This window comes from Niallia taxi, assembly GCF_004005475.1.
In the GTDB taxonomy this organism is placed as follows: domain Bacteria; phylum Bacillota; class Bacilli; order Bacillales; family Cytobacillaceae; genus Niallia; species Niallia taxi.
In genome coordinates this window covers 231,887-257,453 of record NZ_RZTZ01000002.1, presented here as the reverse complement: position 1 = coordinate 257,453, position 25,567 = coordinate 231,887, and the positions used below count along the sequence as shown (strand labels likewise).

23 protein-coding genes are annotated in these 25,567 nt (G+C 39.3%); 3 read left to right on the top strand and 20 right to left on the bottom strand.

The genetic code is table 11. The features are described from left to right. Positions 1–21: 21 nt before the first annotated feature. The 18 genes from mreD to EM808_RS06000 all read right to left on the bottom strand — a co-directional run bounded on the left by mreD (position 22) and on the right by EM808_RS06000 (position 17,058). Entirely contained in the window at positions 22–534 is a 513-nt protein-coding gene (gene mreD, locus EM808_RS06085; protein WP_127737275.1) for a rod shape-determining protein MreD, read from the bottom strand. Further along, the gene (gene mreC / locus EM808_RS06080) at positions 531–1,409 is read right to left on the bottom strand and encodes a rod shape-determining protein MreC (protein WP_127737273.1); all 879 of its coding nucleotides are present in this window, start codon (positions 1,407–1,409) and stop codon (positions 531–533) included. Before mreC ends, mreD begins: the two co-directional genes overlap by 4 nt. Before the next feature lie 21 nt (positions 1,410–1,430). After that, positions 1,431–2,453, bottom strand: a complete 1,023-nt coding sequence (locus EM808_RS06075; RefSeq protein WP_127737271.1) for a rod shape-determining protein — start codon at positions 2,451–2,453, stop codon at positions 1,431–1,433. A gap of 154 nt (positions 2,454–2,607) precedes the next feature. Next, on the bottom strand, positions 2,608–3,291 hold the full coding sequence (radC, locus tag EM808_RS06070) for a RadC family protein (protein ID WP_127737269.1): 684 nt from the start codon (positions 3,289–3,291) through the stop codon (positions 2,608–2,610). Positions 3,292–3,351: 60 nt separating this feature from the next. Beyond that, positions 3,352–3,933 (bottom strand): Maf family protein, encoded by a 582-nt coding sequence (locus tag EM808_RS06065; protein ID WP_127737267.1) that lies wholly within the window; start codon positions 3,931–3,933, stop codon positions 3,352–3,354. Between the two features lie 280 nt (positions 3,934–4,213). Then, positions 4,214–5,305, bottom strand: coding sequence for a hypothetical protein (locus EM808_RS06060; protein WP_127737265.1), 1,092 nt, complete (start codon positions 5,303–5,305; stop codon positions 4,214–4,216). 105 nt (positions 5,306–5,410) lie between these two features. Continuing rightward, complete coding sequence (locus EM808_RS06055) at positions 5,411–5,869, bottom strand: prepilin-type N-terminal cleavage/methylation domain-containing protein (protein ID WP_127737263.1); 459 nt, start codon at positions 5,867–5,869, stop codon at positions 5,411–5,413. Continuing rightward, the gene (locus EM808_RS06050; RefSeq protein WP_127737261.1) at positions 5,859–6,620 is read right to left on the bottom strand and encodes a pilus assembly protein PilO; all 762 of its coding nucleotides are present in this window, start codon (positions 6,618–6,620) and stop codon (positions 5,859–5,861) included. The genes EM808_RS06055 and EM808_RS06050 overlap by 11 nt, the downstream gene beginning before the upstream one ends. Continuing rightward, the gene (locus tag EM808_RS06045) at positions 6,617–7,252 is read right to left on the bottom strand and encodes a fimbrial assembly protein (RefSeq protein WP_127737259.1); all 636 of its coding nucleotides are present in this window, start codon (positions 7,250–7,252) and stop codon (positions 6,617–6,619) included. Before EM808_RS06045 ends, EM808_RS06050 begins: the two co-directional genes overlap by 4 nt. Before the next feature lie 2 nt (positions 7,253–7,254). After that, positions 7,255–8,235, bottom strand: coding sequence for a type IV pilus biogenesis protein PilM (gene pilM / locus EM808_RS06040; RefSeq protein WP_127737257.1), 981 nt, complete (start codon positions 8,233–8,235; stop codon positions 7,255–7,257). Positions 8,236–8,246: 11 nt separating this feature from the next. Continuing rightward, complete coding sequence (locus EM808_RS06035; RefSeq protein WP_396898115.1) at positions 8,247–8,990, bottom strand: prepilin peptidase; 744 nt, start codon at positions 8,988–8,990, stop codon at positions 8,247–8,249. A gap of 18 nt (positions 8,991–9,008) precedes the next feature. Beyond that, positions 9,009–9,449: a prepilin-type N-terminal cleavage/methylation domain-containing protein gene (locus EM808_RS06030; protein ID WP_127737253.1), complete on the bottom strand. Its 441-nt coding sequence runs from the start codon at positions 9,447–9,449 to the stop codon at positions 9,009–9,011. Between the two features lie 117 nt (positions 9,450–9,566). Next, on the bottom strand, positions 9,567–10,772 hold the full coding sequence (locus EM808_RS06025) for a type II secretion system F family protein (protein ID WP_127737251.1): 1,206 nt from the start codon (positions 10,770–10,772) through the stop codon (positions 9,567–9,569). After that, positions 10,759–11,811 carry a type IV pilus twitching motility protein PilT gene (locus tag EM808_RS06020; RefSeq protein ID WP_127737249.1) on the bottom strand — a complete coding sequence of 351 codons (1,053 nt, stop codon included), beginning with the start codon at positions 11,809–11,811 and terminating at the stop codon, positions 10,759–10,761. Before EM808_RS06020 ends, EM808_RS06025 begins: the two co-directional genes overlap by 14 nt. A gap of 11 nt (positions 11,812–11,822) precedes the next feature. Next, on the bottom strand, positions 11,823–13,484 hold the full coding sequence (locus EM808_RS06015; RefSeq protein WP_127737247.1) for a GspE/PulE family protein: 1,662 nt from the start codon (positions 13,482–13,484) through the stop codon (positions 11,823–11,825). Positions 13,485–13,504: 20 nt separating this feature from the next. Further along, entirely contained in the window at positions 13,505–14,878 is a 1,374-nt protein-coding gene (locus EM808_RS06010; RefSeq protein WP_127737245.1) for a G5 domain-containing protein, read from the bottom strand. A 21-nt stretch (positions 14,879–14,899) separates the two neighbouring features. After that, positions 14,900–15,676, bottom strand: coding sequence for a PRC-barrel domain-containing protein (locus tag EM808_RS06005; protein ID WP_127737243.1), 777 nt, complete (start codon positions 15,674–15,676; stop codon positions 14,900–14,902). A gap of 26 nt (positions 15,677–15,702) precedes the next feature. Next, complete coding sequence (locus EM808_RS06000) at positions 15,703–17,058, bottom strand: hypothetical protein (protein ID WP_127737241.1); 1,356 nt, start codon at positions 17,056–17,058, stop codon at positions 15,703–15,705. Positions 17,059–17,213: 155 nt separating this feature from the next. Between EM808_RS06000 and EM808_RS05995 the strand changes: the two genes are divergently transcribed. The 3 genes from EM808_RS05995 to EM808_RS05985 are packed head-to-tail and all read left to right on the top strand — an operon-like array spanning position 17,214 to position 20,330. Beyond that, a complete protein-coding gene (locus tag EM808_RS05995) occupies positions 17,214–17,711 on the top strand; it encodes a type IV pilus modification PilV family protein (RefSeq protein ID WP_127737239.1) in 498 nt (165 codons plus the stop codon). Continuing rightward, positions 17,695–18,267, top strand: a complete 573-nt coding sequence (locus EM808_RS05990; RefSeq protein ID WP_127737237.1) for a PulJ/GspJ family protein — start codon at positions 17,695–17,697, stop codon at positions 18,265–18,267. Before EM808_RS05995 ends, EM808_RS05990 begins: the two co-directional genes overlap by 17 nt. A gap of 11 nt (positions 18,268–18,278) precedes the next feature. Then, positions 18,279–20,330 (top strand): hypothetical protein, encoded by a 2,052-nt coding sequence (locus tag EM808_RS05985; protein WP_127737235.1) that lies wholly within the window; start codon positions 18,279–18,281, stop codon positions 20,328–20,330. A gap of 393 nt (positions 20,331–20,723) precedes the next feature. Here the strand turns inward: EM808_RS05985 and EM808_RS05980 are convergent, their stop codons facing one another. Next, a complete protein-coding gene (locus EM808_RS05980; RefSeq protein WP_127737233.1) occupies positions 20,724–23,564 on the bottom strand; it encodes a vWA domain-containing protein in 2,841 nt (946 codons plus the stop codon). A 221-nt stretch (positions 23,565–23,785) separates the two neighbouring features. After that, positions 23,786–25,510 carry a sensor domain-containing diguanylate cyclase gene (locus EM808_RS05975; protein ID WP_235856573.1) on the bottom strand — a complete coding sequence of 575 codons (1,725 nt, stop codon included), beginning with the start codon at positions 25,508–25,510 and terminating at the stop codon, positions 23,786–23,788. Positions 25,511–25,567 lie beyond the last annotated feature (57 nt).

Sequence of the window (25,567 nt, the reverse complement as noted above, 5' to 3'; positions counted from 1 at the left end):
ATTAACATTCGCATGCAGTTCTCAATCCTTGCCTTCCCCAGCATACTTTTCAAAAATACGCTTATAAGGGTATGCAGCAATTAAAAGAAAAATCGCGTTCAATATCAATGTTGGGACAAGACGTAGTTGGAGAAAATAAATAAATTCCATGCTTGTCAAATGAATAAGAAAGTTAATTTCATACACGATCATTTCTAAAATAGTAATACCTAGTAACGATATGACGGAAACCACCAGCAAATTTGCGTGCAGCACCTTCATTATTTTACTGCATATGTAGATAGTGAAGGGAAACACAAAGAAATATATCCCAAGCACTTCTGTATACACAACGTCAACGAGCAAGCCAAAAACAAAGGCATAAATAATAGCAGCATTACGATTTGCATAAATGGAGAAAAAGAAAATGGTAATAATCAAAAAGTGCGGCACTAAAATATGATTCGAAAACAAATCTCCAGGCAGCAATTCTACAAAAATGCTTTCGAGAATAAACATGAAAGCAATCAGACAGCCGATAAGAAACTTTCTCATTCGTCGTCCTCGCTGCTTTCTCTTTTTACAATAAGAACATGCTCTATATCATAAAAATCTGCTGCTGGCTCAATATAAGCTTTTTTCGCTAAGCCATATTCATCTGATTCTACCTTGACTACTTTACCAATAGCCAAATCTGGCGGGAAAACTCCTCCTAAGCCTGATGTTGAGACAATTTGTCCCTTCTTCACCTCAAGGCCGTCAGGAACTTCCTCCCATGTCATAATTAGGTTTTTTGATTCCTTATCATAATCTTCAATTAGGCCGAAAACAGACGTCTTTTTGTTTTTTTCTTTATTGTTTTCATCCTTTTGAATATAAGCGGATATCCTGTTTGTTGGATCTTCTGAACTCAATAGCTGGACAGTTGATGTTCCTGTGCTAACGGATTTAACCTTTCCGATTAGCCCAGCTGATGTGATAACTGCCATGTCTTTTTCCACACCATCGTTTTTGCCTCTGTTGATTGTAATCAATTCATTCCATTGATTAGGGTCTCTGCTGACAATCGTTGCCTTCAGCAGCTTCTTATCATTTAAAGAAGGATACTCATCAACAATTTTCTGCAGCTCTTCATTATCCTTCTGTAAGCCTTGAACCTGTGCTTTCAAAAGTCCGTATTCTTCAATTTTGGCTTTTAATTCTTTATTTTCTTGATATGTATCTTGCAAGTCTTTTACATTATCAATGACACCTGCCACATAATGGACAGGCCTTGAAACTAGGGTTTGCACCCAGCCGGTAGTGTCCTTGATGAACTGCTCCGGCCAGGTAAGCTTGGAACGGCTTAAGGAAAACCCTATCAATGCCACGAGAATAATAATGCTAACAAGCAAAATAATTAATCGTTTATTCATGAAAAACTGTGGCATGACAAAACACCTCTAAAGGAATTATCGTGAATCTTTTGCTTTATTTTTAAACAGGTGGATATGGTCAAGGGCTTTCCCAGTTCCAGTTGCCACACAGTCTAAAGGATCCTCTGCAATTACGACAGGCATTTTTGTCTCTTCACTGATAATCTTATCTAAATTGCGAAGAAGTGCACCGCCTCCCGTAAGAACGATACCTCTGTCCATGATATCTGCAGCAAGCTCAGGAGGAGTTTTCTCCAATGTAACCTTCACTGCATCTACGATAGCCGCAACTGTATCTTTCAAAGCGATTGCTATTTCTTCCGCCGTGATTTTGATTGTTTTTGGAAGACCTGTTAACAAGTCTCTACCGCGAATATCCATGTTTTCTATTTCACCAGGGCTTCCAGCACTGCCGATTTCGACTTTGATGCTTTCAGAAGTTCTTTCCCCGATCATCAGGTTATACGTCTTGCGAATATAGTTTACGATTGCATCATCCATTTCATCACCAGCGATGCGGATTGATTGGCTTGTAACAATACCGCCTAATGAAATGATTGCCACTTCGGTTGTACCCCCACCAATGTCAACAACCATGCTACCTGTTGGTTCCCATACAGGAAGGTTAGCTCCAATTGCCGCAGCGAACGGCTCTTCAATAGTGTACGCATCACGGGCACCAGCCTGGCGTGTTGCGTCAATTACAGCTCTTTCTTCAACTGCTGTGATACCTGAAGGCACACAAACCATTACATAAGGCTTACCAGAGAAATAGCCTTTGTTCTTCGTAGCTTGCTTAATGTAATACTTCATCATAGTAGCTGTTGTTTCGTAATCAGCAATAACCCCATCCTTCATTGGTCGAAGTGCAACGACATTTCCAGGTGTTCTACCGATCATGTTTTTCGCATCATTACCAACTGCAACAATGCTTTTTGTATCTGTCTGCAGGGCAACAACAGATGGTTCTCTTACGACAATGCCCTTCCCTTTCACATAAACTAGTGTGTTTGCTGTTCCTAAATCAATTCCAAGGTCTCTTGTTCCAATTCCAAACATAATGTATCTCCCTTTCTGAAACTAAGTGCTAATTTTTAAGCAGGTAGATTTTCTCCTTGTTATCATAATCATATATTTTTTGTCATATTCAGACATATTTAGGCAAAAAAATCATAAACATTATTATATCTTAAATATGGATAAAAGAACAGTATCATATATATCCTTTCTCCTTTAAACTTACAAATTTATTTTCCCCAATAATGATATGATCGAGTAAATCTATCCCGATGATCTTGCCGCTTTCTGCCAGCCTTTTTGTTACTTCCACATCCTCCCTGCTTGGCGAGGGATCACCAGAAGGATGGTTGTGCAGGCAGATAACTGAAGCTGCTGAACGCTTTATCGCTTCCTTATATACTTCCCTCGGATGAACGATACTAGCATTCAAGCTGCCAATAAAAATTGTCTGCTTATGCATGACGATATTTTTTGTATTGAGGTACAAGCAGATAAAATGCTCCTGTGACAGGAATCTCATTTCATCCATTAAGTATTTGGCCGCATCCTCAGGAGAACGAATTGCATACCTGTCCTTAAAGGCAAGCCTTGTAACACGTCCGCCAAGCTCTAATGCTGCCAAAAGCTGTAGTCCTTTCGCCGTTCCAATACCCTTGATTGCCTTTAGCTCATCCAATGTTGCATCCTTCAAGGTTCTCAGCCCATTGAAGTGATGAAGCAGTCTGTTTGCAACAGCCAAAGCCGATTCATCTTTTGAACCTGTTTGGATGAGAATGGCAATCAGCTCCTGATTGGTTAAGCTTTCAGCACCCATTTGCATGAAACGTTCTCTAGGACGCTCCTCTTTCGGAAAATCCTTAATTAAAATAGAGTCCATGCTTATATTATCCTCCTATCACCTATTCTATGAAGAATGGAGATGGGGGAGTTAACCTATTTAATGAGGCATGTTAAATCCAAGAGCCCGTAATTCACGGATAGTCCTGGATATCGGCAGTCCAACCACCGTAAAATAATCTCCTTTGATTTCTTTCACCAAAAGTCTGCCAACTCCTTGAATGCCATAGGCACCAGCCTTATCAAACGGTTCCCCGGTGTCGAGATATGCGTTTATTTCTTCATCTGTCAATTCCCAGAATAGAACATTAGTTTTTTCATAAAAAACGGTATGTTTTCCATCTGCCGCGATGGATACACCTGTGTAAACAGCATGCCAAACCCCGGACAGTCCCTTTAATGATTGAAATGCTTCTTCTCGGGAAGCGGGTTTCCCAAGGACATTTCCGTTATGGTATACAATCGTATCTGCACCTAAACAATAGCTTTTGGGATTCGCCTTTAGTACGGCATCTGCCTTTCTTCGGGCCAACTCCATCACTATCTCTTCAGGTGCAAGGGACTTATCAAAACTTTCATCCGCATCACTACTGGAAACTTCAAAAGATATATGAAGATCTTCAAGGAGCGCTTTTCGTCGAGGAGAAGATGAGGCTAATATGAGGTTTTTTTCCTTAAACATAATTCCACCAACCTAACATTTCATAATGGGAGATACAAACTTATCCTATCAAAGAATACAACCAGTTACAATTTTGATTGATAATTTTTTAACAAATAGTAAATGAAATGTAATAGTATGTAATTTGTAGAAATATATCGAAAATTCCCTTTTACTTCTCCTTATTTAATCTGACGTAAACACCATGTATTTAGTTTCAAAATGTTACAAAATCCTCAATAAAAATAAAAAAATAAGGAAGCGAAACGCTTCCTTTATTATTTCCCAGGTAATATAAAGTTTATGAGCCAATTTCGACATAGTTTGCCAAAAAAGCTAAAAGTGCCTTTTGAACCGCTTCTTGCTTGGCTGCACCACCGTCTTGGGAAAGTGCTGCAGCGCCAGAGACCCCTGCTGCAAGATTTTCTGCTGCCTTCTTAACTGCTCCGTCTTTAAAGTCGCTTATTTTTAATTTATCTAGCGCATTTTGCTGCTCTTCTAGTTTTTTCACCGTATCGTCTGAAATGGAACCGTCAGCATATGCACTCGTTAATGCATTGCTTGCGGCACTGTATACTGCTGGTGCTGCATCTAGAAACTGCTTTTCTGCCTCACTGACCTTTCCTGCATCCCCGCCAGCAAAGATCATTTCCTTTGCATACGGGGAAGAAGCTACTCCGTCTGCTTCTTTATCTGTTTTCATGTTTTTTGCACTGTCCAATTCAGCAGCTACACCTAAGTAGATTGCTGTTTTCCCGTCTACTGGCACTTTTTGCGCAATTATTCCTTTTTCTGAAAGCTTGTTAAATTCGCTATCTGCAGACGCCTTTGTCGTATAGACACCATACTGAACAACAAACGTACTAATTTCCCCTTTTGTAGCAGCAACAGTCCCAGCAGCAGCTTGTTTATCGCTGTCTGTCCCCGAGGATTGTGTTGGTGCTGCAGAATTATTGACGGCATTTGCTGTTTTATCTGTATCAACCATTTTCAGCAGCACAAAACCGAAGCCTGTCCCTAATACAACCGCAAAAAACACAGCAAAAAAAATCGATGCAACCATTCCCTTTGATAGATTTCTTTTGCTGCCTTTCTGTATTTTTTTTGGAAGCTTGCTTTGCTTCTTGTTTGGAGCTTGCTGCAATTGAAATTCCTTTATGTCATCGGACTCATCTTCATTTGGAAGAATCCAGTCAAAGCTTTCATCTTCAATCGCTTCACTTCCTGCCGCAACCTCCTCAACAGATTTTTCAGGCAGAGGATTTGCAGCCTTACTTTCTTCACTATCCTTTCGTTCAGCAGACTGCCTATTCGTTTCCTTATTTTGGAATGGACGGTCATTTCCGTTGATTTTAATAGTAATCGTTTTGCGGTTCTCCGGCTTTTCTGTCACTCGTCCTACCTCCATTTACTAGTTTTGTTCATCCTATCATACTAGCAAAAAAAAATAACAAGACTTTTGTCGTCTTGTTATAGAATGATTTCGTCAAATTCAGTTTTAATTAGACAGTATTAGACTTGTTTTTAAATCCTTATACTGAATCGCTTGTTCTTCGCCTTCATTCGTGCAAAGATTTCGTTTTTCTCCTTTTATGCAAACAGCAATCGTCTCATTACTGTAAATTGTCACATAGCTGTCATCAGATGGAGGCAATATGTTATCTGTATCAGGATCATTGAACTTACTCATATAGCCATTATCAACAAGCTCCTTATAAGTAATGCGCTCATTGGCACCATTTCCGCTTGTTGTTGCCTCTTTAATATAGAAATCGGCCGCTTCCTTCATATTCCATGCATTCGCAACAAAGGACTTGTCTCTCATGTCATGAATCACCTTAATGACAGAAGGAACAGCAATTGCGGCAATAATACCTATGATGACAATGACTGCAAGCAGCTCGACAAGGGTTAAGCCTTTATCATTCCATCTAGAAATTAATCTCTTACTTGTCATTTTCCTCTGTAGACACCCCTGCAAATGGGTTCTTCCTGTCTGCTGAAGCTGGACTTTCCATTGACGGCAAGTCATTGATCAAGTCTTCCAGCTCTGGATAATAGTAAATGGATAAAGTCATCTCGAACTCAATTTTCTGATCGTTATCTTCTACTTCCATGACTTCCTTCGTTCCAGTGATTTTCAACGAATCAATATCCATAATCCGTTTAGAGGACTGAAGCTGCTCTAACAGTTTCTCCAGGTCGAAATAGGTGTTTGCCTCTCCTAAAATATTGATTGTTGTTTTTTTGATGCCGTTTGGCAACGTTGTTTCAGCGTCTGCTGCCTTTTTGTCACTTGCTTCATTGTCAGACTTATTGGCATCATCAATCGCTTTATCAGCTGTTGTCAAATCTTCCTCCGTAACTGTTTCATCCGAGTCTGTGCCATTCAGCTTTATTTCGATTAAATTTGTGTCTGAAATAATTTCTGCTTTTTCTATTTGCAAAAGGGCTTGTTCAAGCAATCGTTTAACAGGCACCTGCTGCTGGAGCTGAACAGTGCTGGTTTTTGTGCTTTCTTTTGCCGCTTTAATTTTCGAATCAAGAATGGAAACCTGCTGTTTTACAAGCTGCAGCTCTGTTTCCTTCGTATTTACCTTTGTAGCAAGTGGCTGCAAGTACGCATAATACGTATAAGCACCTGCACCTAATATAATTACTGCACTTAGCAGGAACAGGAATAGCGATCTATTTTCGCTAAATCTCATGGGGAATCCTCCCCTTCATCTGTCTTTTCTGCAGCTTTTATTCCTGCAGCATTAAACACTATTTCATAAGTAGCAAAATATCTTGGCTCAATATCGCCTTCCTTAAGGCGTTCTATGGCCTCGTCTATTTGATCACTCACTTTGCCTTCTAAAATATCTGTCGATTTGCTGTCAACTAGAACAGCTTCATCAATCCAGCTATATTGCAGGAGAGAGTTTAAATAGTATGCTGCAGCACTTTTTGTGTCGAACTGGACGTTAAGCGTGACTTTTTGCTTTTCACTCACTTCCAGCTCTTGAATGAAGCCTCTATCAGGTAGAATTGCCGTAAGCTGTTTTAGTATAAAGACATTATCGACCTTTTGCTCCTCCGCCCAAGTAATGGCCGTTTTCAAGTCCTTTGCAGAGTCGGACTCTTCATAATTTTTTAAGCTTGCTTGTGAAGATTCTGCAATTTTATTGTTAAGAACAAGGCTTTCCTCGACTGAATCCAACTTTTTCTTGTCATTGGTGTACTGCCAAAAAAATAAGCCTGCAAGCAATGCTGCAAGTCCAGCTGCTGCGAGGACCCATACGAGCATGGCCGATTTCTTCGGCTCTTTTTTAGGAAGGAGGTTAATTTCTACTAGCATGGTTACACCTCTTTTAATCCTAAACCAATGTTGACATGAATACTTGTTGGTATAGGCTCATCATTCAAACTCGGGCCGAACCCCTTCATCTGCTCTGCATTATCAAACCTTTCCTTTAATTGGTCTATAATGCCAGAAAGCCAAGGGTGGTCTCCTGTAATCACCATTTTTTTTACTTGCTTATCTCCCTTGTTGAGAGTATAGCGGTAGAAGCTCATTACTTTTTCCAGCTCTTTATATATCTCATCTAATCCATTCCAAACATCCATATTATCACCAGTGTAAACGAGACCTGGGTCGTTACTTGCCTGTACCCATTTTTCATTGTCTGCTTCAATGTTTAAGTGGCGCATGAAAAGTGGATGATGATCTTCGAAAATACTGACATTAACTGTTTTTAAGTCGACTTCGATAATCATAACTCCATCATTTTCTGGCGTCTTGTTTGTATGGTGATAGTAGCGATAAAGAGCCAGCGCGGAAATATCAGCAACCGCAGGCTTTAGCTTCACTTCATCAAGAATCTCAGCTAAATCAGCGATATTATTTTCCGGGGCCGCAAATAAGATAATTTGTTTTTTATTTTTGTCTTTTTCCTTTAACAAATGATAATCAAAAACAGGATTCTCAAATGGCAAATGAATGGATGTCCCTAATTCCATATATAAGTAGCCTTTAATTTCATCAGGTGTTACATCTTCTGGAATCGCAATCTTCCGAATAACGACAGATGAATCAGGAACAAGGAAGCGGACTTGTTTTTTGGCAATTTTCCATTCTTGTATGCACTCTTCCATTATCATCGAAAAGGTCTCCACATCCTGGATCACGCCATCATGAATCAAACCTGCCGGCAAAAAGCGCTCGCCCCAGGTTTGAACAGCAGTTTCATGCCCGTTCTTTAACTCTGCATAGCGGATGACATGATCTTTTACTGTTAAATTGACAAATTTACTTTTTCCTAGATTAAATCGAATAGCCATATCCCTGCTCCTTAAAGAAATACATTCATATACCAATTAATTAGGTCATTACCATAAAAGTAGCTGACAAGCGCGCCGATCACAATAAATGGTCCGAACGGAATTGGCTTGCTTTTTTTCACCTTGCCTGTATACATGCCGATAAGGCCGCCTGCTGTGCCAAACAAGGTGGAAAGGAAGAAAGTAAGCAGGACCAGCTTAACGCCAAGGACGAGCCCAATCACAGCAAACAGCTTAATATCTCCGCCACCCATGCCGCCTTTGCTAACGACAGCAATCACATATAAAAGGACAAAGCCGACAGCTGCTCCCAATAAGCTATCCCACCATGGGTCAAGCTGAATAAACACTCTTTCTGCCAAAAGCAAGGTACCGAAAAATAACAGCACCTTATCTGGAATAATCATATAGGTTATATCGGAAACAGTGATGATCATCAATAAAGAGATGAACGTCCACGCTACAAAAAGCTCTGCTTCCCAGCCAAGAAAAATAGGGCATAAAACAAAAAGAACACCTGTCAAAAGCTCAAATATAGGATATAAGGGGGAAATCGATGCCTTGCAGCATCTGCATTTCCCCCTTACCAACATATAGCTTAAAACAGGTATTAATTCTAGCGGTGTTAATGTATGCCCGCAATTGGAACAATGCGATCTTGGCCTAACAATTGATTTCTTCAATGGAACCCTGAGCCCAACGACGTTGTAAAAGGAGCCTAGTGTTATTCCGTATAGGAAGATTAGTAGGTAGATCAAAGTTTTTTACCTCGATTATTCATCAATTGTGGTTGTTTTACCATCTTTTTTAGCAGAGTTTATCCCAGTCAGTGTTGCATCTGTAAATGTAACTGTTACATTACCTTTTTTACCAGTACCAGAGAATTCAAGCCCTGCATCAGTAACAATAACTTTGTACGCACTTTCTCCAGTGAATGTAGTTACATTTTCAACATAATCAGCGAGATCAGCTGGGCTTAATTCATTATCAGTACTGCCTGTCTCAATGTCATTAGAAGAAACATAAGTCTGTGCACCATTCAAAATTTGTACAGCGTCAGCTTTAATCGCGTCAAAACGAGATTTCTCAATAATATTCGCAATGCTAGGAATAGCGATCGCAGCGATGATACCAAGGATAACGATAACTGCTAATAGCTCGATAAGCGTTAGACCCTTTTCATTTTTAATATGTTTTTTTAATAATTGACCCATTATATTTGTCTCCTCTTAGAAAGGTATTTTTTGTTTGGTTGTGTACAACCTATTGCTATTATACTAGATAAGCAGATTTATGCATATAGTTATTTTAAGGAAAAAGTCCTATTTTTTTTATTGGACGTGGTTGAATATTTCGAACATAGGTACCATGATGGATGTAACAATAGTTCCAACGATGCCTGCAAGCAGGACAATCATAATTGGCTCGATCAAGGACTTCAGTCTGTCTGTTGCGCTTTCGACTTCTCTTTCATAGAAATCGGCAACCTTTGAAAGCATTGCATCAAGAGAACCTGTTTCTTCACCGATTGCAATCATTTGTGTTACTAGTGGCGGGAAGACCCAGTGTGCCTTCATTGGCGTTGTCAGTGATTGACCTTGCTCCAATGCGCTTCTTGACTTTATAAGCACCTTTGACATTACTTCATTTTCTATAACACTTTCGACAATCGCAATAGCCTGCAGTATCGGCACAGAGCTTGAAAACAGGGAGCTTAGTGTTCGTGTCATCCTTGCCAGTGCTGCCTTTTGCAAAATTTTCCCGAATACTGGTATACGTAAAAGGAAATAATCCAAATAGTATTTTGATGCTTTATTATTTCGAACGACAAGTATGCCGACGACAAAGGCAATCATTAATAAAACAATCAGCCACCAGTATACCTGCATAAATTCACTTGCATTTAAGACGAATTGGGTGATTGCAGGCAATTCACCGCCAAAATCCTTAAACATATCCACAAATGTCGGCACAATGCTTACTAGCAGGAAGATAACAACGACAATGGCGATGATGGCTATAGCAATCGGATACGTTAACGCTGACACAATCTTTTGCTTTGTAAAATGCTGTCTTTCGTAGTGGACGGCAAGTCTTTCTAATGTTTCGTCCATGCTTCCACTTGCTTCTCCTGCTCGGATCATGTTGACAAACATGCTTGAAAACACTTTACGGTGCTTGCTCGCTGCTTGTGACAAAGGATTTCCGTCACGCAAATCCTGCTCAACTGCAAGCAATGCTTTTCGAAGCCCTTTGCTTTCTGTTTGCTGCGCCAAAATGGAAGTCGATTCAACAACAGAAATACCGGCTTTCAATAATGTCGCAAATTGGCGTAAATATATAACAAAGTCTTGCAGCTTCACAGGACTGCCAAGGGTTAGCTCCTTTGTGAGCAATGTCTCTGGAATTTCGTTCATTTCCATGACTCTTATTCCTTTTTCCTTCAGCTGCAGCATCGCCTCACGTTTGGACTGTGCCGTAACGATGCCAGTCTTCTTGCCTTTACGGTCTCTTCCTTCATATTTATAACGAGCCATTGCTTTGCTCCTCCTGTAAATATGGCAGTGCTGCTTCTCTTAATATCGCACCTTTTTGGACAAGCTCCTTCACATTGCTTTCTAATGTGTGCATGCCCGCGGCTCTTGATGTCTGCATGATATTCAGGATTTGGTGAATCTTTTCATTGCGAATCAGGTTGGCGACAGCTGCATTATTAATGAGAATCTCTGTTGCAGACACCCTACCTGATTTATCAGGTGTTGGAAACAGCCGTTGTGACACAATACTGACAAGAACAGATGCTAGCTGGATACGAATTTGATCCTGCTGGGAAGGCGGAAATACATCAATAATCCGGTTAATTGTTGCCGGAGCACTTGATGTATGAAGAGTACCAAGCACTAAATGGCCTGTTTCCGCTGCCGTTATTGCCGTTTGAATGGTTTCTAAGTCACGCATCTCACCAACAAGAATAACGTCCGGATCCTGTCTTAAGGATGCGCGCAAACCATTTGCGAAGTTGTTCGTGTCAAACCCGACTTCTCGCTGGTCAATGATGCATTTTCCATGCTTATGCAAATACTCAATTGGGTCTTCTAATGTGATAATATGCTTTCTCATTGTATCGTTCATATAAGCAATCATCGCTGCAAGTGTTGTTGATTTACCGCTGCCCGTCGGTCCTGTTACTAATATGAGTCCTTGCGGCTTTTCGCTGATTTTCTTCAAAATCTGCGGAAGCTGCAAATCATCCAAGTTCGGAATTGATGTCGGCACAACCCTAATCGCCAGAGCAACGCAGGCTCTCTGTTTATATGTGTTGACACGAAATCTGGAAACGCCCGTTAAGCTATAGGAAAAATCAAGCTCGCCTTTTTCCTTAAACGCCTCCCATAAATCCTCTGGAATCATCTCTTTTGCCATTTTCTCTGTATCTGCAGGGGTTAGGCTTTCTTTACCATATCTTCTTAGCTCTCCGTTTATCCGCATGACAGGAGGAACGCCGACCGTCAAATGGATGTCTGAAGCTTTCAGCTCGAAGCCGACCCGAAGCAAATGGTCGATATTGTTATACACGTTAGTCCCTCCTAGTCAGGGATAGCTACACGAAGCACTTCTTCCGTTGTAGTAATTCCTTGTTTTACTTTTAATAATCCATCATCAATCAGGAAAATCGTTTTCGCTTTAATCGCAAGCTCACGAAGCTTTATAAAGGACTCTCCATTCATGATGACACTTTTCATGTCATCATTTATAACTAGCACCTCATGGATGGCAACACGGCCTTTATAGCCTGTCATATTGCAGGATGCACAGCCTCGGCCTCTTGCAACCTTATCAATAGTTAATCCCCGTTTTGCGAAGATTTCCTTTTCTCTTATTGACGCCGGATGAACCTCACCACAGTCTCTGCATACCTTTCTTACAAGCCGCTGTGCCACAATGCCACTTAGCGAGGATGCGACCAAAAACGGCTCCACTCCCATGTCCAGCAAGCGAGTAATTGAGCCTAAAGAATCATTTGTATGAAGGGTGCTTAAGACAAGATGTCCTGTCAGTGAAGCTCTTACAGAAACTTCTGCTGTTTCTTTATCCCGTATTTCCCCAACCATGATGACATTCGGGTCCTGTCTAAGAATTGCGCGCAGACCTGCTGCGAATGTCATGCCGACATTGCTGTTAACCTGTATTTGGTTAATGCCCTCCAACTGATATTCAACAGGATCCTCGACCGTAATAATATTGACTTCCTCACTGTTTAAGCGATTAAGCGCCGCATACAATGTCGATGATTTACCTGAACCAGTTGGTCCTGTTATTAACACAATTCCAGTCGGCTTTTCGATCATTTCTACAAAACGCCCAAAATTAACTTTATTAAAACCAAGCTTGTTTAAGTCATTCAATGCACTTCCTAAATCAAGAAGACGCATAACAACCTTTTCTCCATAAACTGTTGGCAATGTCGATACACGCAAATCAATTGGATGGAAGTCTAAATTGATTTTGATTCTGCCATCTTGAGGAATTCGGTGTTCGGTTATATCCAAATTGGCCATTATTTTAAGTCTTGCAATCAATACACTTTGCATATGCTTTGGAAGCACTCGTTCGACACGAAGCACCCCATCAACACGATAGCGGATAACAACCTTTGTTTCCTGTGGATCTATATGAATATCACTTGCTTTTAATGTTGCTGCATTCGTTAAAATTTGATTTACAAGTCTTACGATTGGTGAATCCTGCTCCATCATCCCATCTGTTTGGCTTTCACCAATTTCATTCGGATCTGACAGCAATTCCTCGAAGCCTTCATCCATATCGTAGTATTTATTTATCGCCCGCAAAATATCGTCCTTTGAGGCGATCGCAGTTTCTATTTGAAAGCCAGTGGACAGACGCAAATCATCGATTGTATAGAAGTCCATCGGATCAGCCATTGCTACATACAGCTTTTCTCCATCCTTTTTCAGAGGGATAATCAGCTGTCTTTTCGCTGTTTCCTTTGAAACAATCGTAAATAATTTAGGGTCAAAAGGATAACGGTACAAGCTTACGTGTGGAATGCCTAACTGTAATTCCAATACTTCAATTAGCTGCTGCTCTGTGATGAATCCCTTTTGAAGCAAACTGTCACCAAGCCTTTGATCTGGATGCTTGTCTGTAAGTGCCTGCTGAAGCTGTTCCTCTGTCAGCAAACCAGCCTCCACTAACAAGTCTCCAAGTCGTTTTCGAATTTGTTTCATCCTAAATCCCTCCCTATAAATTATTTTGTAGTTCCGCTGTCCGCAGTTTCTTCCGTAGTATTTGTTGCAGTTGCCGCCTTGTCAGCCTCTGTGCTGTCAGTCGTCTTGTCTTTGCTAGCTTCTGTGTCTGACGTGCTTTCATCTGTTTCTGTTGCTCCTGAGTCAGCATCTGTCGTTGTATTACTATCTGACTCTTCTTCTGTACTGTTTTCATCAGAATCAATTGTCACGTCCTGCTCAACAAGGAGACTATGTGCAATCGCCTTATTAACTGGTGCATAAAAATCTTCACTAATTAGTTCCTTTTTGACAATTTCCCCATTTTCATTCTTAGACTCTCGATATACCTTTATATAAAGTCCGTCGGCTCCCTCTTCTACAACCCTTGTTTCATTCAAACTTAAGCTTGGGTCAAACTGAAGGACTGTTTTTGGCGTAAATGTCTCTTTGTCAGATAAAAGCACTTTATAGTTATACAAGAAATTCGCACCATTTAAGCTTACATACAGCTTGCTATTAACCATTTCAAATGAAAGTGTATATGTCTCTTCATTTGGATTATAAAAACGATAATCCATGTTTTGATTTTTATTCACTTTTGCTTCATAGCCTAGCTCAGCAAAAGCTGGCAGGGCATTGCTTAAATATCTTTCTGAAATGGTGAAGTTCGTTGGCAGAATCGTAGTGTGAACCGCAGTAGCCACCATACTCAGCACCTTATCAGAATAGGCCTCTCCATTGTTTTCCTTCATCCACTCGAGCAAGGAAATTGTTGTTTGCGGTTTTATCGTTAATGTAGGAAACTGCTTGACCCATTTTTTTACACTGTTTTTCTGGTCATCAGTGTCTACGGTAGCCTCCGATAATTTGGCAGCTTTTTCGTCCTTGCTTATTCTGTATTCATTTAAGTCTATTAATTGATTGCCAGATTGCAAGCTTGCCGCCATTCCTACTAAACTATCGTTTAAACGAGACAAATAAAAAGCATTATCACTTGTCAGTTCAGCAGATACAGATGTAAGGAAACTCTCCATCTCTTGCAAGTCAAGGGAGACGATTACATTATTGTCAGCCCCTTGTTTGATGGAGGCAACAGAATCCTTTAATTGAAAGACAAACTGACTTAAATCAAAGTCCACGGTCTTTTCCTTGTATTTCAATTGAATCGTCGTGTTTTTCTCCCATTCTGACTGCTTTTCACTTAAAGCACTTACGGCTTCCTTTTGGTTGATCCCAGAAACATCGATGCCAGCAATTGTTGTATGCTCTTCATATCCGTCATTACTCTGAAAAAGATTACTGTAAGCCTTTGTCCCGAACTGGGAAAAACTAAAAATAAAGGAAGTGGCGAACAAAATTGCGGCAAATAGCTTTGCAGCTTGGATGTTTTTCATGCAGTGTTTGCTCCTTTGTTATTAAGCTTCCACATTCATTGAAAGTTCAATTACTACGCTTGGTCCTGCTAGTTGAGCATTTTCAATATCCTCTAAAGACAGAACAGTTCCTTTAGCAAGTAATAATTGGCCTTCATTTGTGTATATATCATTAACTACTTTCTTGTTAAGCAATAGCTCTACTTGTTTTTCCTTTAATGCTTGAAGACGCTCTGCCTCTTCCATATCCTTTAGGGAGGAAGCGGAAATCTCTTCTATTAATTCCTCTGCTTCTACAACTGTTTCTTGTGTGAATGCTTCTTCTTTAGGAGCAGACTCTTTAAGGCTCGCAGATGCTTCCTCTTTCACAACAATGATGTCTTTACCATATGTCATAACTAGCTCAGCATCGATCAAAACTTCCTCATTTTTGACATCTGCTAGCAATCCTTTAATTTCACCGCCGTTGTCGTCATCCACCAAAAATTCGGTCACCTTGCCGATAAGCTCCCCTTTTCTAGTGATAACATTCGCACCAATTATTCCGATTTGTTTATTCACTAGCTCACTAGCAATAGGAATTTCATTTAAGTCCATAATGGCATGAGCACTTTCTATCGTTACTGCATACTCACCGACACCAACTACCTTTTTAAAAGGAATAGCATCAACACTCTCTTGCCATTCTTCCTGTTCAATTGTCAAGAAATCGACAGATCCTTTTTCCGGGTTAACAATAAGAGAATGAACCCTTCCTTCTTGCTGTCCGTTTGAAATGCTGATAATTGGCAATCCTTTAATTTGTGCACTGTTTTTCATAAAATATCCTCACCTTATTCACATAATTATTTATTTAAGTAGTTCTTTTCCATAAAGTTAAGCTGTTCTAAGATGATTGGCTCTCGTTCGTATTTCGTTTGCAATTGAGCAAAAAATGACTCCAGCTTAGAGTGCTCGTTTTGTTGTACGAAATGTTCAATCAATAAATTAGATATTGTAAAGTATTCATGTAATGGCAATGTATCAGTTAGGCATTTCACCAAGATGGATTCGTACTCTTCCTTATCAAGCTTATTCTTCATCAGCTTCAACTGCATAAGCGTATTGTTAATCACTTGATGTGATATAGGATTAGGCGAAGCTGTCGCTTCCTCTGTTACACTGTCTAATTCATTAACTTCAAGATGCTCATTGCTTGCTTCTTCTGTGTTGTCTTCTAAAATTTCATCCATTAATTCAATCATTGGCTCTGCTGATTTGACTTGCTCTGGCACGATGTCATCTGCCAGAGCTTCCACTTCTTCCAGCTCCAAATACTCTATATCCTCCACAAGGTTCGCTGCTTCCTGTTCTTGGATCTTGTCAGCAACAGTCCAAGCTTCGTCGACAAGCTTTTCCTCTTCACTGTTGTCTGCTTGTTCATCATCCTCAAGACTTACTGCTGCTTCCTCGATATCTTCCAGTAAAGATATATCGTATTCAGCAAGCCCTGCCTCCAGCTCTTGCTGCTTGCTCTGTTGCAGGTTCAAGTCGTCTGTCTCTTCCGAAGACATCAGCCTTTCAAGCTCTTCCATATATGAATAGCTTTCTGCCTGTTTATCTTGGTCAGATGTACTTTCTGTTTGTATTGGGAGAATATCTATTTCGGAAATCTCCTCTTGCTCATTTTTTTGCTCTAGTATTATTTCGTCCACTTCTGCAATATTATTAACATCTTCTTTAGCAGAAAAATCGGATTTCATAAATTCTTCCTCAACAGAAATAGCAGGAATGATTTCCTCTTGCTCCTCTAACGCATTACTTTGCACAGCAATTATTGGCTCCACTTCAGCTTCTTCTACTAAAAAGGAGTCATTGTTACTTTCCATTTCCCAGCGATTTTTCTGCGGAACTGCTTGTTCTGCTGTTGCCAGCTCCCAATCCATTTCGTCTTCCCATTCTTCTTCGTCATTTTCGGCCTCAAACATCATCTCTGAGGATTTCTTAATGAAAAGATAAGTAAATATAATTAAAAATAACAACATAAAAAGCACTGTTTGCCACCATTCGAAAACTTTTTGTGTCAACAAGCCACAAACAGATGTAAACAGCGCTGCGCCAATAATCCACCATTTTCCTTTTTTCGTAAACCCTAATGGCAGAAAATACACAATCGGCACAATTAATATTAGGGAAAAAAGGGCTAGAACATATGATATCATGGCAAACCTCCTTAGACCAATATCCTAAATCCTAAAAAATCTACAGTTTTTTCTATTTTTCCAATACTTTAGCACTCTTTTTCGACTTTTTTAGTCATTTTGCGACTAATAAATATTGTATAATAAGATTAGTAATTTTGAAAGCAGGGGAATATATGAAATTTTTTAAGATATTATCTAGTTCAAAAGGATTAACTTTAATTGAGGTACTTGTTTCCCTTACAATATTGAGCATTATTTTATTAGGTATAATGAACTTTTTTAATCAAGCCTATTCCTATACAAATTCTAATCAAAAAAAGACTGCAGCAGTAAACGTCGCCAGAAATGCTTTAACGTTTATGGAACAGTCTACAGGAACGAATTCATTTATAGCGATAAGAGAACGGTTAGAGAAAAATGAAAAATCCTCTGGAACTTTACAAATATGCAATAACGAATACAAGCTAATATGGAAGGGCGATGCTACACCTACAGACTGCAGCCCGGTAACGATTAATAATATTCCCTATCATGTTTCTATTGTTCCAACGCTGGACAAAAAGTATACAGACTATTTCATCCCTTTAACGGTTAAAGTTGATTGGAAAGTCAATAAGCGAGAATATACAACTTCTGTTGAGGGGGCAATTAAAAGTGAAGATCTTAGATGAAAAAGGGCTTACCTTGATGGAGGTACTTGCGGTTCTTGCCATAACAGCAATCGTATTGCCAGTTATTTATGGAGTTTTCCATACCGGAATAAATCTTTTTAATAAAATCCAAATTGAAGGTCAGATTCGTGATGATGCAGACTATGCCGTGTCAATGATGATGAATTCCTTTAACAGCACCCCTTTTGATTATGTACAAATGCAGGGAAAAAGTGTTCAACTCGTTGATTCCGAACAGACTGCAATTACGGAAAATCAAAAGGATAACTCTACTTTCTATTCTTACAGCAAAGCGAAAACAGACAAAACCACAACAAGATCAATTGAGTTTGTCCCAACTACAGTGGATGGTAAAACCATTACTTCTGTTTCCATTGATGGCAAAGCATTGGAAAGCAACGGAGATTTCAGCAATTCGGAGATAAAGCTGCAATGCAGCGAAACAGATAAAACAAATAGTGACACATGCCTTCATGGCGTCATATATGTCGACTTTGTTATCAATAACGAAAAACTTAACAAGCCACTAACACTAAAAAGCCAGTTTGGCTTTTAAGGAGAAATAATATGAACAAACTAAATGAACAAGGTAATGCGTTGCTTACTGTTCTGCTTGTGTCGATTGTATTTACAACGATTGGTCTCGCCATTGTCGCTTCTTCAATCAGTGGAGCAAAGCGAGTCGAAACGAGGGAATCAGATATCACCATTACCTTTGAGAGCAAAAAGGTACTAGATGAAATTACATCTTCCATTGCCACAAGACTCAACACACTAAATTTAAATATGGCGAAAAATTCAGATGGCACATACCGTGTAAATTCCTCCTTTCAAGGAGAACTGCAAAACAATGTGCTCATCCCAAGCCTGAATGATATTGTTGAAAATCCAGATTATAATGCTTCGATTCAATGTTTAAGTATTGAAGATATAAGCAACAACGAAGTCGTTTACTTACAGCCAAATACTGCAGAAACAGCATGTGGCGCATCAACCAAGGAGAAAAATACAAGCTCCTATTCCATTAATCGAAATTACGACTATACAAGAGTGTTGGAAATTGTACTTGTAACAAACAACCCAAATGAAAAGGAAGGGGATGTCACTCGTACTTTAAAGAAAAAAATCATTTTATCGCCATTGCCAAGCTTTCTGAAATATGCTGCTGGATCTGCTTCAGAGGATAAGAATAGCGGACTTTTCCTGAATGGTTCCTCTAATATAAATGGAAATGCTTTTGCCAACTATTTAACCATTTCAAAGGATGCTAATTATCAGGATCGTGCAGGTAAATCGAGGACAGTTGCTTCTCTCCCGCCTTCTGTAAACGGAGACTTCTATAGCACTGGGGCAGCCATTCTTGAGAAGTTAAAGGAAGATAATTTTTATAAGAAAGACGTACCTGATTTAAAGCATGACAGTCAATTCATTAACATTGAGTATGATCAAACACTGAGAGACCGTATTAATACGATGCTTAGCAATAATGCTTTAACAACAACTGTTTTAACAACGACTGATGTTACTAATCTGTCAGCGGTTCTCAAGAATGAAATCAGCAGTAAAGTAACCTCGAAGACTGCACAAACCGATATTGTCAAAACAGATACACAACAGGTTCCACAATCGGTAGTAGGAGATTCGTTAGAGAGATTAGAAAATGGATTCACGATTGACAGTAAAACCGGTCCTGTCACATTTACAGACAATGTGCAAATTAATGGAGATGTTGTTATAAATAGCAGCAACTATCCAATCACATTTGAGAAGGACTTAATCGTTAACGGTAATCTGTATATTGTCAGCAATAAGAATATCTCCCTTCAATCCGTTAAAACAGCAGGAGATCTTCATCTCATTAACTTCGGCGGCAATGTTACTGGTTGGGCCGACTTGGTCGCTGCAGGCAAGGTTGTCATTGAATCAGATGCAGACACAACCACAAGCTTGGCATCGAATGGAGTTAAGCTGAATGGTGATATTTTCGCAGGTAAAACACTCAGCATCAGACCATTGAATACCAATATGGATCTGAACAGCAATATCATTAGCCTTGATGACTTTACTGTCAAGGGCGATGAGAAAGGTGAAGCAGATGGAGAAAATGACATCGTCCGTTTTAATTCTGTCGTTTACTCTAACGCAGAAAGCTTTATTTCGAACGTTAATATTATTGGATTGCCATACACAAACAAATCGAACAAGTCAGAAGAAGGCCAGCTGATTTTATTATCTAAAGACAGACTGACAATAACACGGATGAATGAATTCAATAATTATTCCGACATGAACGAACCAAGCTATCCGTACTTGCCGATAGAAGAAAAGAACATCCAGCCATTAAAAGCATTCTTCTATACAGAAAAGGATGCTGAATTATATGGTGTAGGTTCACTTTTTTATATTAAGGGCGGGATTTTCGCGAAAAATTCACTGGAGATCAATGCTATTAGAGCAAATAGAGCGTTTAAAAGCATTGAAAATGTTCCCCTTTCTGGTGAAAATTACATGTCTAGATTTATTGTTGATTATGACCAGGACGTATTGTTAAAGGGTATTGATGCACTGCCGATCGTTGACCGCTTGCAGATTATACCAGATGATTTTGTTATACAATAAGCCTTTGAAGATGTCTTAACAAGACATCTTTTTTTTATCCAAAAAAAAGAGGCTGGGACAAAACAAAAGATAAGCTTTCTAAACACGAATAATAGAATTACAACTAAATTTTAAAAATGAAGGTTGTGTCTAAATAGATTTTTGAGTTAAAGTTAGTTCGTTCCATTGCGCGCTCGGCCTCGCGCTTTCCGCGGGGAGGAATGGAGCCTCCTCGTCTTCGCCTGCGGGGTCTCATCCTTTCCTCTATTTCCCTTAGTAGTCGAGTGGCCTCCGCTCCATTCCACTAAAATTTCTAATTTTTTGTATTTAAACTAAAAACAAAAAACCGAACTATTTAATCAATAGTTCGGTTTTTACGCTGGTTCACATACTTATGTCCCAGCCTCTTTCCTATTACCATTTACCATCTGTGCCGTTTCCAGACCCGCCATTATTGCCGTCATCAGTATCTTTTTCTTTAACAACTTCAATTAATGTGGTTGCACTTGGCGTTTTCTTATCTCTTTGTTCCTCTGCTGTTGCTGTCACATTTGAATAGCCGACATCCTTACCTACCAGGTAATACTCTCCGCCTTTTTCAATGACATCCACTTTATCTGATTTATCAGCCACAACACTAATGATATCCTTATCTGTCGCATCGCTTGGATTAAATATCAAATTATCTGTTACTGGCAGCTCTTCGCCAACCTCTACCTGGTAGGCTGGTTTCGTGAATTTAATCTCATCAAGCGCGATATAAGGATCTGTGACTGAAACTGGTATTCTTACCTCAAGGTTAGAACCGTCCCTTGTTTTGACAATAAGCTCTGTTTTACCTTGCTTCTCGCCATATATGCTGTACTTTCCATTAAGAATACTAGCTATCGATGTATCTCCAATACTAATATCTAAGTCTTTGTTTGTCGCATTATCTGGTTTGATGGCAACAGTGAAATCTACTGTGCTTCCCTTTGTAATATTTATCGGATTTGGCGTTACCTCAATTGATTGAATCTTATGCTCAATCGTAATAGTTTTGGTAATTTCCTTGCTGTTAGCAAATCCGCCTTCTGCCTTCACATAAATCTTATTTTCACCTATTTTGTCTATTGTAATAGCTTTATTTGGATCAAATTTAACCCAGCCTGTTGAATCCTTGCCATTATCAATTTTATAGGAATAAACAACATCATCACCGGCTACTTTTTGGATAAGCTTCGCTTCCACTGCTTCTGAAGCTTTGGCTCCACTAGCATATTTTGTGCCTGTTGATGTTCCTGTCAAATCATAATCTGGTGTGAAGTATAAATATGATTTACTGTCATCATTATAAGTGATTTCAATTGCTTGATTGTTTGTGCCTGCTTTATAAACCATATCTTTTACTGGTAAAGTTTGCAGACCGTAATCTTCCTTGAAATCTTGTGTGCTTGCTTTTTTCGTATTTGTCGCTTGGTCTCTTTTTTCAATGGTTCCTGCTGCATCACCTGTGTAGACATTCGCTGTGTTTTCCTTTAGCTGAACCTTCAAGTTTATCATATCTTTGGCAGCTGGAATGGTTGTTTTACTGCCATATGAAAAACGGGAATCTGTATAGTTCAAGGTTGCAAGCGGCATCGTCATATTGGTGACCGCCCAATCTACCTTCAGCTGCATGGAAGCCGTAATTTCTGATGGTGAGAAGCTGCCTTTTGCGTAATTGGACACATCACTTAGTGTCATGATCGCGTAATTCTGCCCGTTTCTTGTTTCTTGCTTCACATTATCTTTAGGGACGATGCTGACACCAGCAGGCAATGGCTGTTCAATGACTAAATCCTTTAACTTTCCGGTAACCGTGCTATTCACAAGGTTCGTTGGTTTTAAGGAATAATTGACATTGAAATAATTCGTCTTATCATTTGCATTACTAGTTTTGATTAAACTGGTTAAGTCATTAACGACTTTTGATAATGTCATACTTGACTGGAAGCCTGCAGGTGCATCATCTTTTACTGTAATCGTCGCAGAAGTTGTTTTTTGCTGCATTTTCCCGTCTAGATCTGTATATTCAAGCGTTATATTATCAAAGGTATATGTCCCCTTTTCACTAAATGTCAAAGGCAGGGACACATCGATCGGTTCATTAACACTTTGATTGATCGGGAAAAGAATATCCTTTTTAATGACAACATTACCCGAGCTGTCCAATGTAGCATTTGCATTATCTGCTAGCTTAACTGTATTGGCATATTTAGAAATATTGATTTTAACTGTAGTTGTTATCGTTGGTGTCGAAACCTTTTGGGAAATGTCTTCAAAGATTTTCGCAATGGTATCTGTTGAAGCTTGCTGTGCTGTTACACCCGTTTTTTCCGATAGGTTTCTTAAATAGCTCATATCTACTTCACTATTTGTCCCAAATCCGATGGAATACAGCTTAATATTATTAGCAGCAAGTGCATCGACCTGTTCATTTACTTGTGATTTAATTGCTGCTTGTACTGTGTTTAAGCTGTTAGAAACAACATCTCCGTTAGAACGAACGGCAGTTGCTGTATTGTTTGTGTAAATAGTGTATGTGACTGTATCCTGTACTTTTTTGTCATAGCAAAAATATTTATATTGGCATACTCTGTCCGTAAATGTTTCTACGTTTTTAGAAGACGTTGGTTCTCCATCCGTCATAAAAATGATGTACTTCTTGGAAGTGCTATTCCCTGTCGTTAACATACTCATCGCCTTTTGGATGGATTGCGTATAGTTTGTTCCGCCGACAGCAGTTAGGTCCTTAGCCTTGCTGTTGATTGTCTGCAGGTTTGTTTTTACATTATCTGTAGTTGGGGTAGCCACTACAGGGAATGTAACAACCTCATCTGTTTCAACATCTGAAGAAAAAGGGATAAGAGCAAATCGATCATTTTTATTCGGATCCTGACTGAAATAAGCCGCTGCTTCCGACATAGCATTTTTTGCACTTAAAAATTTATACGGGTTTCTTCCAAGCTCATCCATGGAACCTGATTTATCGAAAATAAAAGCAACATCAATTGGAGAACGGTTCGCATTTGTCGCTTTTCCTTCTGGAGATAAACGTATATCCAAGCTGCCTTGTGCCGAGCTGTTTGCCGGTTTAACAATTACACTCTGTGACGGTGTCATTGTGAAGTTAACTGTTGGAGCTGATGATGCCGCATTTGCATTTAAAGGAATTAACAGCAATGACAGCATTGATAATATAAAAAACTTGCTGAAGCGTGACGCTCTCCTCATTTTTTTCACTCCGTTCTTGCTTCTAATAATCTATTAAAATAGTACCTTTATTATATCAGGGACTTTTTTACTAGGGTAGTCTTTTCTACAGGAATATTTACTGGCTGTTAATCAGTATATTCCTTTGTGTTATCGGTCCTTCCTCCCAATCCTTTAATAGGCCGGATAGAATTCTGTAAAAAACACAAAAAAAAGAACAACTATATTAATTAATAGAAGTTCTATTTCATATAACAAGCGACTCGGTTTCGGCCTGCTCGTTTTGCTCCAACATAAAGCGCTCTGTCTGCATGTCTGATTAATGCCATCGCTTCATCAGCTTGCTCAGGAGCACTTGCAAGCCCTAATGATGCTGTTAGGTTAACTTGCAATTCGCTTTCGTTTTCATTCATATTTTGTTTGATTGCGAAAGATCGAGTTTCAATCATTTTCCTTAAAAACTCGGCAATTTCTTGTGCTTCCTCCATTGTCGTATCTTCAAGAAGAATCACGAATTCCTCGCCCCCATATCTGGCTACAACGCCATGCTTGCCAATTAATCTCGCTACCCTGTCTGCAAATTCAATTAATATTTCATTGCCTGCCTGATGGCCATAAGTGTCATTAATAGATTTAAAATGATCAATATCAAGCATGATGACAGTTAAACCTTTAATGAGGTTTTGATTCATCTCCGCAAATTTAGTTGTTAAATGCTGCTCAAAGTAGCGGTAATTATAAAGCTTTGTCAGTGCACAGCGCTCACTGTTTTCCTTTGTTTTCTCGAAGTATCGTGCATTATCAAGCGCAACTGCAAATTGAGTGCATAGCAAATCTAATATCATCAGCTTCATACGGGCAAACGCCTTTTTCTGTGCGCTTCCTAACAGGAGAATGCCGATAACTGATTTGTTTTTAATGATTGGCATGCACAAAACACTTTCAATATAATCTGGCATAAACCCTTTGTTCAGTTCTTCCCAGTCCTCCCGTTTATGGAAGACAGCCGGCTTTTTAGCTGCGAGGACTCTGCCAATAATCCCTTCATTTTCCTTAAACACATCAGAGAAAATCGGAAGCCGCTTCTGTTTTTCCACTCTTGCAATTGATTCTAGTTCATTTTTGCTGTTGACCTGGTCTACATAGACGACATCAACCTTAATCAGCTCAAATATATTATCAATAAATAGATTAATCGTTTCCTTCACAAACAAAGTTTGAGACAATTGATGACCAATTTCAGCTATCTTCTTTAAGTAGCTGTTAATTGTTTGGCTAGAGTGATACTGTCTCAACACAACAGATAGACATATAAATGGAATTCCAATAAGAATAAGTGCCATTAAGCCAATATCCAAATACATAATGTACAATGCAAAGCCGACAGGATAGGTGATAAGTGTCGTAAAAAACTCCCACATACTGTCTTTCGTAAAGAAGCTTGTTTTCCTCTTATATACTAGTCTGTCAATACAATAAAGGATAAACGCATTTAATATAAAATAAATGAGTGGGTAAAAAAGAATAAGCAGAAAGGTATCAATATGAAACAGAAGATCTGTTCCATGACTCCCGCCGAGACTATAATATAAAACACCGCTCAGAAATGACACAAGTAAAAACATCGCAGAGTTCATCGGCAATCGAAATAGGGACTTTTTATCAAGACGCATTTGCAGCATCAAGGTTAGCAGAGCTATTTGCACAAGCACCATCTCGACAAATAAACCGAATATTAAAAAAACAGAAATGGTTGCCCACTGCAGGAAAAAAACAGGGACGCCATTGATGATCATCGGCATGCTCGCAACAATGGCCATGAAAATTAAAAACGCTAGCAAATCATCATACTCCCCTGCTATGTCTGGTGGAAAAAGATGATAGGTCAGCCATAGCCCTACAGGGATAAGCATAATCCAAATTGCCCATATTATTTTTTTAGTAGATGATTTAACCAAGTGTTTCACCTAATTTCTCCTCTATAAAAGATGCATGTAGCTCATGCTGCTAATTTATTTCCTATT